This window comes from Amycolatopsis sacchari (assembly GCF_900114035.1).
GTDB classification, from domain to species: Bacteria; Actinomycetota; Actinomycetes; order Mycobacteriales; family Pseudonocardiaceae; genus Amycolatopsis_E; species Amycolatopsis_E sacchari.
This window is the reverse complement of sequence record NZ_FORP01000018.1, coordinates 42,541-54,861: the sequence shown is the minus strand read 5'-3', so window position 1 is coordinate 54,861 and position 12,321 is coordinate 42,541. Positions and strand designations below refer to the sequence as shown.

11 protein-coding genes are annotated in these 12,321 nt (G+C 71.8%); 7 read left to right on the top strand and 4 right to left on the bottom strand.

Annotated elements, in window-relative coordinates; translation table 11 throughout:
* Nucleotides 1-14: 14 nt before the first annotated feature.
* The 3 genes from BMZ92_RS25735 (at nt 15) to BMZ92_RS25725 (ending at nt 4,180) form a co-directional block, all read left to right on the top strand.
* Nucleotides 15-1,511, top strand: coding sequence for a sensor histidine kinase (locus tag BMZ92_RS25735; protein ID WP_245783250.1), 1,497 nt, complete (start codon nt 15-17; stop codon nt 1,509-1,511).
* Nucleotides 1,508-3,358 carry a glycosyltransferase family 39 protein gene (locus BMZ92_RS25730; RefSeq protein WP_091512494.1) on the top strand — a complete coding sequence of 617 codons (1,851 nt, stop codon included), beginning with the start codon at nt 1,508-1,510 and terminating at the stop codon, nt 3,356-3,358. The genes BMZ92_RS25735 and BMZ92_RS25730 overlap by 4 nt, the downstream gene beginning before the upstream one ends.
* 102 nt (nt 3,359-3,460) lie before the next feature.
* A complete protein-coding gene (locus tag BMZ92_RS25725; RefSeq protein WP_091512491.1) occupies nt 3,461-4,180 on the top strand; it encodes a PP2C family protein-serine/threonine phosphatase in 720 nt (239 codons plus the stop codon).
* 2 nt (nt 4,181-4,182) lie between these two features.
* Here BMZ92_RS25725 and BMZ92_RS25720 read toward each other — a convergent pair whose 3' ends face one another.
* Genes BMZ92_RS25720 through BMZ92_RS25705 form a run of 4 tightly spaced genes read right to left on the bottom strand, consistent with a single transcriptional unit; the run spans nt 4,183 to nt 8,628 of the window.
* Nucleotides 4,183-5,556, bottom strand: coding sequence for a GH1 family beta-glucosidase (locus BMZ92_RS25720; protein WP_091512488.1), 1,374 nt, complete (start codon nt 5,554-5,556; stop codon nt 4,183-4,185).
* Nucleotides 5,557-5,558: 2 nt separating this feature from the next.
* Entirely contained in the window at nt 5,559-6,386 is an 828-nt protein-coding gene (locus BMZ92_RS25715; protein WP_091512486.1) for a carbohydrate ABC transporter permease, read from the bottom strand.
* Nucleotides 6,383-7,300 (bottom strand): carbohydrate ABC transporter permease, encoded by a 918-nt coding sequence (locus BMZ92_RS25710; protein WP_245783249.1) that lies wholly within the window; start codon nt 7,298-7,300, stop codon nt 6,383-6,385. The genes BMZ92_RS25715 and BMZ92_RS25710 overlap by 4 nt, the downstream gene beginning before the upstream one ends.
* A gap of 56 nt (nt 7,301-7,356) precedes the next feature.
* Nucleotides 7,357-8,628, bottom strand: a complete 1,272-nt coding sequence (locus BMZ92_RS25705; RefSeq protein WP_425425860.1) for an ABC transporter substrate-binding protein — start codon at nt 8,626-8,628, stop codon at nt 7,357-7,359.
* Between the two features lie 150 nt (nt 8,629-8,778).
* On the opposite strand from BMZ92_RS25705, the gene BMZ92_RS25700 reads away from it, so the two are divergent.
* From BMZ92_RS25700 to BMZ92_RS25685, 4 genes are read left to right on the top strand one after another with little or no spacing between them, the layout of a single operon-like run.
* Nucleotides 8,779-9,804 carry a LacI family DNA-binding transcriptional regulator gene (locus BMZ92_RS25700; RefSeq protein ID WP_091512480.1) on the top strand — a complete coding sequence of 342 codons (1,026 nt, stop codon included), beginning with the start codon at nt 8,779-8,781 and terminating at the stop codon, nt 9,802-9,804.
* A 33-nt stretch (nt 9,805-9,837) separates the two neighbouring features.
* The gene (locus BMZ92_RS25695) at nt 9,838-10,740 is read left to right on the top strand and encodes a DNA polymerase III subunit beta family protein (protein WP_091512477.1); all 903 of its coding nucleotides are present in this window, start codon (nt 9,838-9,840) and stop codon (nt 10,738-10,740) included.
* On the top strand, nt 10,737-11,204 hold the full coding sequence (locus BMZ92_RS25690; RefSeq protein WP_218153549.1) for a hypothetical protein: 468 nt from the start codon (nt 10,737-10,739) through the stop codon (nt 11,202-11,204). Before BMZ92_RS25695 ends, BMZ92_RS25690 begins: the two co-directional genes overlap by 4 nt.
* Complete coding sequence (locus BMZ92_RS25685; protein WP_091512475.1) at nt 11,167-12,321, top strand: amidohydrolase family protein; 1,155 nt, start codon at nt 11,167-11,169, stop codon at nt 12,319-12,321. Before BMZ92_RS25690 ends, BMZ92_RS25685 begins: the two co-directional genes overlap by 38 nt.

Here is a 12,321-nt window from a genome sequence, read left to right as displayed (position 1 = left end):
CGATCGTCGAAGGTGTGAAACCGCCGAAGGCTGCCCGGGCACGGCCGCTGCGGACGAAGCTCATCGCCGCACTGGTCGCGCTGCTCACGGTGGTGTGCCTGCTCATCGGCGTGATCAGCGAGTTCGCGCTCGGCGCGTTCCTGACCCGGCAGGTCGACGACCAGCTGCGCGACACCGTGAACCGCTCCCAGTTCTTCGTCAAGGGCGGGCCCGGCCACGGCGACGCGCTCGACGCCTCGGGCACGACGACCGGCACCGTGCACGCGTGGATCACCGGGGCGGACCCGCACGCCGAGATCCTCGCCGCCCAGCCGGGTTCCCACGTGCCGGTCCGGCAGCCGCTCGGGGACGAGGACCTGGCCACGCTCAGCGACGTGGCCGTGGCGGGGCAGCCGGAAACCGTTTCCCTCACCGAGGGCGAGTACCGCGTGCTCGCGATCGCCGCCGGGGATGGCGTCGAGGTGTTCGGGCTGCCGCTGGCGCAGGCGAACGACACGCTGCTCACCGTGGGGTTCATCCTCGGCGGGGTGGCGCTCGTGGCGGTGCTGGGCGCGGCCGTCGTGGGCGTGTTCGTCGTCCGGCGGACGCTCCGCCCGCTCGACCGGGTGGCGGCCGCGGCCTCGCGGGTGACCGAACTGCCGCTGGAGCGCGGTGACGTCGCGTTGTCCGTGCGCGTCCCGGTGACCGACACCGATCCGGCGACCGAGGTCGGCCAGGTCGGGCACGCGCTCAACCGCATGCTCGTCCACATCGACCGCGCGCTGGACGCCCGGCAGGCCAGCGAAACGCGCGTGCGGCAGTTCGTCGCCGACGCCAGCCACGAGCTGCGGACGCCGCTCGCCGCGATCCGCGGGTACGCGGAGCTGACCCGCCGCTCGCACCACGGGGTGCCACCGGACATCGCCCACGCGATGAACCGCGTCGAGTCGGAGGCGGCGCGGATGACCACCCTCGTCGACGACCTCCTGCTGCTGGCGCGCCTCGACGCCGGGCGCCCGCTCGAACAGTCCGATGTGGACTTCTCCAGGCTCGTCGCGGACGCCGTGGGCGACGCCCACATCGCCGGGCCGCGGCACCGCTGGCGCCTCGAACTGCCCGGCGAACCGGTCTTCGTGCGCGGTGACGCCCAGCGGCTGCACCAGGTCCTGGCGAACCTGCTCGCGAACGGGCGCACGCATACGCCGTCCGGTACGACCGTCACCACGCGGCTGGCGGCGTCCGGCGGCGACGCCGTGCTCACCGTGATCGACGACGGCCCCGGCATCTCCCCCGAACTGCTCCCGCACGTGTTCGAACGCTTCGCCCGCGGGGACTCCTCGCGCTCGCGCGCCGCAGGGAGCACCGGGCTGGGCATGGCGATCGTGGCCGCCGTCGTCGCCGCGCACCACGGGCGCGTGCACGTGCGGAGCACGCCGGGCCGCACGGAGTTCGAGGTACGCCTGCCACGCACAGGAAGCACACAGGAACGGCACAAGGACGGCCAAGGTCGGGTCGAAAAAGTGGGCTCATGACAGCACTGGCCCACCCCGTCCCCGAAAGCCCGCCGACGTCCCGCGGTGCCCGGCTGCGCCGACCCCGCGTGCGCCCGGCCCTGGCCGGGCTGCTGGTGGCGACCGCGCTGCTCTACCTCGTCGGGCTGGGCTCCTCCGGCTGGGCCAACGCGTTCTACTCGGCCGCCGCGCAGGCGGGCGGCGAGAGCTGGGAAGCGTTGTTCTTCGGCTCCAGCGACCCGTCGAACGCGATCACCGTCGACAAGACCCCGGCCGCGTTGTGGGTCATGGGCCTGTCGGTGCGGATCTTCGGGCTCAGCTCGTGGAGCGTGCTCGTGCCGCAGGCGCTGATGGGCGTGGCGTCCGTGGCGCTGTTGTACGCGGCCGTGCGGCGCGTGGGCGGCCCGGCGGCCGGGCTGCTCGCGGGCGGCGTGCTCGCGCTGACCCCGGTGGCGGCGTTGATGTTCCGGTTCAACAACCCGGACGCGCTCATGGTGCTGCTGCTGGTCGCGGCCGCGTACGCGACGCTGCGCGCGGTGGAGCGCGGGAGCGCGAAGTGGCTCGTGCTCGCCGGGGTGGCCGTCGGGTTCGCGTTCCTGGCGAAGATGCTGCAGGCGTTCCTGGTGCTGCCCGCGTTCGGTCTCGCCTACCTCGTCGCCGCGCCGGTGTCACTGGGAAAGCGCTTGCTGCACCTGCTGAGCGCGCTGGCCGCGGTGCTGGTCTCGGCCGGCTGGTACATCGCCGTCGTCGAGCTGTGGCCCGCGAGCGGCAGGCCCTACATCGGCGGCTCGCAGACGAACAGCATCCTCGAACTCGCCTTCGGCTACAACGGTTTCGGCCGCATCACCGGGAACGAGGTGGGCAGTCTCGGTGGGGCGCAGAGCAGTGGCAGCTGGGCGCGGTTGCTCGGCAGCGAGATGGCGGGCGGGATCGCGTGGCTGCTGCCCGCGGCGGTGCTCGCGTTCGGGGCGCTGCTGTGGCTGACGTGGTCCGCGCCCCGGACCGACCGCACCCGTGCCTCCGCGATCGTGTGGGGCGGCTGGCTCCTGGTGACCGGCCTGGTGTTCAGCTACATGAGCGGGATCATCCACCCGTACTACACGATTGCGCTCGCCCCGGCGGTGGCGGCGCTCGTGGGCCTCGGCGCGGAACGGTTGTGGCGGCAACGCGCGAACCCGGTCGCCGCGGGCATCCTTTCCAGCGGAGTCGTTTTGTCGGCGTTGACCGCGTACCTGGTCCTGTTGCGCGAGCCGGACTGGCAGCCGTGGCTGAAGTACTTCGTGCTCCTGCTGGGCCTCGCCGCGGCCGCGCTGCTGCTGGTCGCGGACCGGTTGCCGCGTGCCGCCGCGCGCGGGGTCGCGGTGCTCGCCCTCGTCGCCACGCTCGCCGGTCCGGCGGGTTACACGGTCGCCACCGCGGCGACCGCGCATTCCGGTGCGATCCCGTCAGCAGGTCCCGCCAGCAGGGGTTTCGGCGGCGGAACGCCGGGCGGCGGTCGCGGCGGCATCGGCAGCCTGCTCACCACCTCCACCCCAGGTCAGGCGCTGGTTTCCCGGCTCCGGCAGGACAGCGGGGCGTACAAGTGGGCGGCGGCGACCGTCGGCTCCAACCCGGCGGCCAGCTACCAGCTCGCCGCGGACGTGCCCGTCATGGCGGTCGGCGGCTTCAACGGCACCGACCCGGCACCGACGCTCGCGCAGTTCCAGGAGTACGTCGCGCACAAGCAGATCCACTACTTCGTCGGCACCGGTTCGTCGATGGGCGCCACCTCCGGCAGCGACGACGCCCAGGAGATCGCCGAGTGGGTCGCGCAGCACTTCACGGCGACCACAGTGGACGGAACCACGGTCTACGACCTCACGTCCTGACCGCGTGCCCCGACGAGCCGATCACAGGAGCGTTTCACGCATTCCTCAGGCGCCGCTCAGCCCGCGGGGTGACACTGGGGACAACGGTCGAAGGAGGGGACCATGACCAGCACTTCCGCCCCGGTGTGGCACACCGCCAGCGTGCGGGGACCCCGCACGGTCAACGCCGACGCGGTGGCCGCGGGCACCGACCCCGCCACGGGTTTCGCCGTGTTCGCGCTCGCCGACGGCGTGGGCGACGCCGAAGACGCCGCCCACGCCGCCCGGATCGCCGTCGCGGCGGCGACCCGGTCCCCCCTTTCCAGTGGCCCCGCGGCGGCCCTGCTCGCCGCGCGGGACGCCGTCCGCGCTCGCGACGCGGGCGACTGCGTGCTCGTCGTCGCACAGGCCGGCGAGCGGGGGTACCGCATCGCGTGGGTCGGGGACGTGCGGGCGTACGCGTGGGACGGCACGCGGCTGCGCCAGCTCACCCACGACCACACGCTCGCCCAGTACTTCCGCGACCGGGGCCAGGTGCCCACCCCGCGCATGGAGCACCTGGTCACCACGAGCGTGCGCACCGCGGGCGAGGCCGAGTACGGCCACGCCGAGCTGACCGGTCCGGCCGGGCTGCTGCTGACCAGCGACGGCGTGCACAAGACGCTCGACCTGGCGACGATGGCCGAGTTGCTGCGGCAGCCCGCGAACTCGGCGCCCGCGCTGACCGCCGCCGCACTGGCCGCGGGCGGCACCGACAACGCGACCGCGTTGTTCGTCGAGTACCCGGCCGCCGCGACCGATGTCAGCACCGTCAGCACCGTCCCGTTCCACGTCGCCGCCTGACCTCAGCGCAGCCCGTTCGCCGCGATCACGTTCGCGTACCAGGCGGCGGAACGCTTCGGCGTCCGCTCCTGGGTCGCGTAGTCGACGTGGACGAGCCCGAACCGCTTCGCGTACCCCTCGGCCCACTCGAAGTTGTCCAGCAGCGACCAGTAGAAGAACCCGCGCAGGTCCACCCCCTGCGCGACGGCCGCGTGCGCGGCCCGCAGGTGGGAGTCCAGGAAGCCGATCCGGTCGTCGTCGGCGATTTCCCCGTCCGGCCCGACGTCATCGGGGTACGCGGCGCCGTTTTCCGTAACGTACAACGGGATGTGCGGGTACTCGCGGTGCACGCGCAACAGGGTGTCGGTCAGCTTGTCCGGCTCCACCTGCCAGCCGGATTCGGTGAGCGGCGCGTGCGGGTCGGGGATGAACCGCACCTCCCGCGCCCCGATCCACTCCGGGCCCGCGGCCTCACCCAGCGCCGGGTCGCGGGTCACCTCGTAACCCCGGTAGTAGTTGATGCCCAGCTGGTCGATCGGCGTGCCGATGGCCGCGAGATCCCCGTCGCGCACGGGGAAACCGAATGGCTCCAGGTCCGCCAGCAGGTCCTCGGGGTAGCGGCCCAGCAGCACGGGGTCGAGGAACAGCCGGTTCTGCAGCCCGTCGATCTTGCGCACGGCCTCCTGGTCCTCGCCCTGCACCGGGTACAGGTTGAGCGTGATGCCCAGCCGCGCGGCAGGCGCGTGCCGCCGCAGCTCGGGCATCGCGAGCCCGTGTGCGAGCAGCAGGTGGTGTGCCGCCGCGGCGGCCGCTTCCGGTTCCCGGCGCCCCGGCGCGTGGATGCCCGCCGCGTAGCCCAGGAACGCCGAGCACCACGGTTCGTTGAGGGTGGACCAGAACGGGATGCGGTCCCCCAGCCGTGCCACGGAGGTCTCCGCGAACTCTGCGAACCGGAACGCCGTGTCGCGGTTCGCCCAGCCACCCGCCTCCTCCAGCGCCTGCGGCAGATCGAAGTGGTACAGCGTCGCCCACGGGGTGATCCCGTTGGCCAGCAGCTCGTCGGTCAGCCGGTCGTAGAAGTCCAGCCCCTTCGGGTTGACCTCGCCGCCGTCCGGGCGGACGCGGGACCACGCGATCGAGAACCGGTAGGCGCCGAAACCGAGCGCCCGCATCAGCGCGACGTCGTCGCGGTAGCGGTGGTAGTGGTCGGCCGCGGGTTCGCCGGTGTCCCCGCCCGCCACCGCGCCGGGGCGGCGGGAGAACGCGTCCCAGATCGAGTCGGTGCGGCCGTCCTGCCTGGTCGCGCCTTCGATCTGGAAAGCGGCGGTGCTGGCGCCCCACAGGAACCCCGGGGGGAACTCCAGCGCCGCGGCCACCTGTTCACCGAGTACGGACATGCTCAACCTTTCACAGCGCCCTGCATGATCCCGGCCACGATCTGGCGGCCGAGCAGCAGGAAGACGATCAGGATCGGGATGGTGGCCAGCGTCGTGCCCGCCAGCACCAGTGAGTAGTCGACGTAGTACCCGCTCTGCAGCCGCTCCAGCGCGAGCTGCACGGTCGGGTTCTCCGCGTTCAGCACGATCAGCGGCCACAGGAAGTCGTTCCAGGACATCATGAACGTGAACATCGCCAGCACCGCGGCGGCCGGGCGCACCGCGGGCAGGCACACGTTCACGAAGATCCGGAAGACGCTGCAGCCGTCCACGCGGGCCGCCTCGATCAGCTCGTACGGCACGGCGTCCACTGTGTACTGGCGCATCCAGAACACGCCGAACGCCGTGACCAGGTTCGGCACGATCACCGCCTGCAGGTGGCCGGCCCAGCCGAACTCCGACATCGCGATGAACAGCGGGATGATGCCCAGCTGCGTGGGCACCGCCAGCGTCACCACGATGAACACGAACAGCGGGTTGCTGCCGCGGAAGCGCAGCTTGGCGAAGGCGAACCCGGCCAGCGACGAGAACAGCACCGTGGTCAGCGTGACCGTGCCGGACACGATGAGGCTGTTGCCCAGCGCCTTCCAGAACGCGACCACGTCGAACACGCGGGCCGCGTTGGCGAGGAAGTTCCCGCCGGGCAGCAGCGACGGGATCCGGTCGGTCAGCATCGACGCGTCCCTGCTGGCCACCAGGAACTGCCAGTAGAACGGGAAGAACGACACCGGCACGAACACGACCAGCGCCGCGTAGACGAGGAAGTTCGCGCGGCCGATCCTGGCGATCATCGGACCCGTCCCATCCGCCGGGTGAGCAGGAAGTTGAGCAGTGCGATCACGATGATCAGCACGAACAGCACCCACGCGATCGCCGACGCGTAGCCGAGGTCGAAGCCCTCGAACCCGGACTGGTACAGGTACAGCGTCACGGTCTGGAACTGGTGCTGCGAGCCCCCGTTGTTCGAGCCCGGCATCGCGTCGAACAGCTTCGGCTCGGTGAAGATCTGCAGCCCGCCGATCGTCGAGGTGATGATCACGAAGATCAGCGTGGGCCGCAGCATCGGCAGCGTGACGCTGACGAAGCGGCGGACCGCGCCCGCCCCGTCGACGATCGCCGCCTCCATCACGTCCTTCGGCAGCGCCTGCATCGCGGCGAGCACGATCAGCGCGTTGTACCCGGTCCACCGCCAGTTCACCATCGTGGCGATGGCGACGTGGCTGGCGAACCGGTTGGCCTGCCAGTCCACCCGGTCCAGCCCGAGCGCTTCGAAGATCGAGTTCACCAGCCCGTAGTTCGGGCCGAACAGGTTGGCGAAGATGATCCCCAGCGCCACCAGGCTCGCCGCGTAGGGCAGCAGCACCCCCACGCGCCAGCCGGCCGCCCACCGCAGCCGCGTGTTGAGCAGCGCGGCGAGCAGCACGGCGATCACGATCTGCGGCCCGCTGGAGAGCACGAAGATCGACAGGGTGTTGACCAGGGCGTGCCAGAACTGGCCGTCGCCCATCAGCTCGACGTAGTTGCCCAGCCCGAGGAACTTCGGGTGGTCGTCGCCGACCTCCCAGTCGAACAGGGACACGTAGGCCGTGTAGAGCAGGGGGAACAGGCCGGCGATGCCGAACACCACGAAGAACGGCGCGATGTAGAGGTACGGCGAGACCTTCACGTCCCACCGCGCGAGCCGTTCCCGCAGTGTCGGTTTCACCGGTTCCGGGTGCGGTGCCCTCGGCCGCGACTCGAGCACCGTTCCCCCCGCTGCGTTCACTTCGTGACCTTCTTCGCGCCCTCGACCACCTGCTGCCACGCGTCCGCGGGCGAGGTGCCCTGCTCGACCGACCGCAGCGCGGGCGAGGTCACGTTCTCCTGGATCTGGCCGTCACCGGGCCCCTTGTACTGGGCCTTGCTGACCTTGCGGGCCTGCTCGGCGTACAGCTCGCCGACCTTCACGCCGCCGAAGTACTCGTCGGTGGAGTTCAGCAGCTCGGGCGAGGTCAGCGCCTGGGTCTGGCTGGGGAAGTTGCCCTTGGCCTGGAACGCCTTCAGCTGCTGCTCGGGCGCGGTGAGCCACGCCGCCAGCTCCGCGGCCTCCTTCGGGTGCTTGCTCTGCTTGGGCACGGTCAGGTACGAGCCGCCCCAGTTGCCGCCGCCGTTGGGGAACGCGTCGGTGACCGCCCACTTGCCCGCGTTCGCCGGGCCGGCGTTCTCCTTGACCACGCCGAGCATCCAGGACGGGCACACGGTGGTGGCGAAGGAACCCTGCGCGAAGCCGGTCTTCCACTCGTTGCCGAACGCGGTGAGCTTCGCCGACTGGCCCTGCTGGATCGCGGTGCTCACGCGGTCGAAGGCCTGCTTGATGCCCGGGTTGCTCTCGATGGTCAGCTTGTCGCTGCGGTCGAGGTAGCCGACGTCGAGCTGGTTGACCATCGAGTTGTACAGCTGCGACGACGCGTCGAACCACGCCTTGCCGGTCCTGTTCACGTACGTCTGCCCGGCCGCGAAGTAGCTGTCCCAGCTCGCGAAAAGCGCTTTCACGCCCTCCGGGTCCGACGGCAGGTTCGCCGCGGCGAGCAGGTCCTTGCGGTAGCACAGGGCGAGCGGGCCGATGTCGGTGCCGTAGCCGATCAGCCTGCCGTCCTTGTCCTTGCCGGCGTCGTACTTCCACTTGAGCCACCGGTCCGGGGTGACGTCCTTGGGACCGATCTCGGTGAGGTCGTTGAACTTGCTCGACTTGTCGACGATGTCGGAGAAGTGGCCCTCCTCCACGGCGACGACGTCCTCCAGCCCGGAGCCCGCCGCCAGCTTGGTGATGAGGTTCTGGTGGTAGGGCCCGCCCTCGCCGGTCTTGTGGTGGGTGATCTTGATGTTGGGGTGCAGCCGCTCGTACTCGGGGAGCAGGCTCTCGTAGCCGAACTCGGTGAACGTGCCGATGGTCAGCTCGACCTGCCCACCGCCGCCCGATCCGGCCGAGTCGCCGCCACCGCCGCAGGCGGCGAGGCTCGCGCCCACCACCGCCAGTCCGATCGCGAAGCTCACGCCCTTGTGAAGGTGTCGCACGTCAACCCCTTGCTCTGGAGTGTGGGAAAACTGGGAGCGCTCCCAGAACACGGACGAGTGTGTTCCCTGCCACTGCTGGTGTCAAGATGCGATATTGTTGGAAGCGCTCTCAGCGAAAGGACGCCGCCCGTGACGCGCAGCCAGGACGACAGGCCGACTCTCGAGGACGTCGCCGCTTTCGCCGGGGTCTCCCGCTCCACCGCTTCGCGCGCGCTGAACGGCGACGCGAACGTCAGCGCCCGCGCGAAGGACGCGGTGCTCGCGGCCGCCCGCGATCTCGGCTACTCCCCCAACCAGGCGGCCCGCTCGCTCGTCACGCGGCGCACCGGCGCGGTCGCCGTCGTGCTCTCCGAGCCGGAGGAGGTCCTGCTGGGCGACCCGTACCGTACCGCGGTCATGCGCGCCGGTTACCGCGAACTGGCCTCTTCGGGCAGCCAGATGGTGTTGATGTTCAACGACGGCAAGGAGGACCACGCGCGCACGCTCCGCTTCCTCGAAGGCGGGCACGTGGACGGGGCGCTCGTGTTCGCCCCGCACCGGGCCGACCCGCTGCCGAGGGCGCTCCGGCTGCTGCGGCTGCCGATCGTGTTCGGCGGACCCGCGGGCAACGTCTCGCGCGGGGTGCACGTGGTCGACTTCGACAACGCCGACGGCGCCCGGCAGGCCGTGACCCACCTGCTCGGCCGCGGCAGGCGGCGCATCGCGACGGTCGCCGGGCCACAGGACCAGACCGCCGCCGTGCACCGGCTCTCGGGCTGGCGGGAGACGCTGACCGAGGCCGGGCTGGACCCGACGGGACTGTCCGAAGAGGCCGACTTCACTTTGGACGGTGGGCGCGCCGCGATGGACCGCCTGCTGGCACGGGAACCGGAGCTGGACGCGGTGTTCGTCGCGAGCGACCTGATGGCGGCGGGCGCGGTGCGGGCGCTGCACGAGGCGGGCAGGCGGGTCCCGGAGGACGTGGCGGTGATCGGGTTCGACGACAACCCGTCGCTGGCCACGGCCATGCACCCGCCGCTGACGACCGTGCACCAGGACCCGGCCGCGCAGGTGCAGCAGATGGTCGCCACGTTGCTGGCCCTGCTCGCCGGGGAGCCGGTCCCGCCGCGGCGGCACGTACTGCCGGTCTCGCTGCGGCTGCGCGAATCGGCTTGACCTTCAAGCAGGTCGAGACTTCAGGATGGGCTCATGCTCATCCCGATCGGCGCGTTCGCCCGCGCCAGCGGCCTCACGCCGAGCGCGCTGCGGTTCTACGCCGACTGCGGTCTGCTGGTGCCCGCCGAGGTCGATCCCGCCACCGGCTACCGCTACTACCGGCAGGAGCAGTGCGAGCGCGCGCAGCTCATCCGGGAACTGCGGGAGATCGACGTACCGCTGGACGCGGTGTCCCGGATCCTCGACGGTGAGCACGGTCTACTCGACGAGCACGTGCGTGACCTGCGGGAACGGGCGCGCAAGGCGGCCGCGGCCGCGGCGGTGATCAAGCGGCGGCTCACCCCCGCGGTCGACGGGCGGCTGCTGTCCGCCGCGTTCGCCCAGGTGCTGCCCGCCGCCGGGGACGACCCGGATTTCCCCGCGCTGGCAGGGGTTTTCGTCGAGCTGGAGCCGGAGGTGCTCACGCTGACGGCCACCGACCGCTACCGGCTGGCGACGCGGGGCCTGGCCGTGCGCCAGGAGGAACGGGGGTCGGCGGTGGTCGCGCGCGACGGGCTGTCCGCGCTCCTGCCGTGGCTGGCCGAGCAGCCTTCGGTGGTCGTGTCGTTCGAGGGGGACGCGCTCACCCTGTCGGCGGACGCCGAGCGGCGGCAGGCTCCGGTGGTCGCGGCGGAGTTCCCCGACTATCGGCAGGTGCTGGCCGCGTTGCCGCCCGTGCGCCGGCGTGCCGTGCTGCGCCGGGACGAGCTGCCGGCCGGAGACCGGGTGGAGGTGCTCGGCGTGACCTTCGACGCGGCCACCCTGCGGGCCGCTGTCGCCACGGCCGTCGGCCCCGACCTGCTGTTCGACGTCTCCGAACCCGACCAGCCCGTCGTCATCCGCTCCGCCACCGACGGCGACTCCACCACTCTCGCGATGCCTGTGAGGCCCTGGTGACCGATCCGACCATGCTCGCCATCACCGAAGCCGTGCAGGCCCAGGACCGCGAGCGGCTGCTCGCGCTGTGGTCCACCACCGGGCCCGGCGGCGATCCGCTGCACCGCTGCACGCTCGCGCACTACCTCGCCGACCTGTGCGAGCACCCCGCCGAGGCGCTGACGTGGGACGTGCGGGCCCTCGACGCGGCCGACACCCTCACCGACGAGCGCGCGCAGGCCCACCACGCGGGTCTGCGCGTGAGCGGCTTCTACCCGTCGCTGCACCTGAACCTCGCCGACAACTACCACAAGCTCGGGGCACTCGACGCCGCGCGGCGGCACCTCGCGGAAGCCCGCGCCCGGCTGGACGTGCTGCCCGACGACGCGTACGGCGCCACCATCCGGGGCGCTGTCGAACGGTTGACGCGGGACGTAGGCTTTTCCGATGCGGCTGCGGGCAGCCAGGCTGTTCGACGGGACTGAACCGCGCGCCGACCCCGTGCTGACGGTGACCGGCGAGCGGATCTCCGACGTGGCGTTCGGGGTGGCCGCTCCCGACGCGCTCGACCTCGGCGACACGACCCTGCTGCCCGGCTTCGTCGACGCCCACGTGCACCTGGCCTTCGACGCGAGCGCGGACCCGGTCGCGGCGCTCGCCGCCCGGGATGACGAACAGGCGCTCGACGCGATGCGCGTGGCGGCGCGGACCGCGCTGCTGGGCGGCATCACGACGGTGCGCGACCTCGGCGACCGGAACTACCTCGCCCTGCGGCTGCGTGAGGAACCCGGTCCGCTGCCCACGATCGTCGCCGCCGGCCCGCCGATCACGACGCCTGCCGGGCACTGCCACTACCTCGGCGGCGCGGTCGAGCCCACGCCGGAGGCGATGCGCGCGGCGGTGCGGGAGCGGGCCGAGCGCGGGGTGGACGTCGTCAAGATCATGGCCAGCGGCGGCAGGCTCACCCCCGGTACGAGGCAGGACCTGCCCCAGTTCGGTGAGGACGAGCTGCGTGCGGCGGTCGAGGAGGCGCACCGGCTCGGACTGCCCGTCACGGCACACGCCCATGCGCCGCAAGGGATCGTGAACGCCGTCGAGGCGCATGTGGACGGTGTGGAGCACGTGTCGTTCTGGACCGAGGACGATGTGGACACCCCCTCGCCGGACCTCGTGCGCCGGATCGTGGAACGCCGGATCGCGGTGGGTGCGACGTTCGGTCTCGTGCCGGGGCCGGGGCGGGCGGACGCCGAGGGGATCGTGCGGCGGATGCCGAAGATCGTCGGGAACCTGCTGGAACTGCACCGGGCGGGCGCGCTGATGGTGCTCAGCAGCGACGCCGGGATCACGGACCGGAAGCCGCATGACGTGCTGCGCCACACCATCGTGATGGCGGGCGAGCTGGGTCTGGCGCCGGCGGAGGTGCTGCGCCTGGTGACGGAGGTCCCGGCGTGGGTGTGCGGCCTGGGCGGGCGGAAAGGCAGGCTGGCGCCCGGTTTCGACGCGGACGTCGTAGCGGTAGAAGGCGATCCGCTCGCCGATCTCACGGCCGTGCACAGGGTCCGGGCGGTCTTCGCCAGGGGGCGGTGCGTTTCGCGCCGGTAG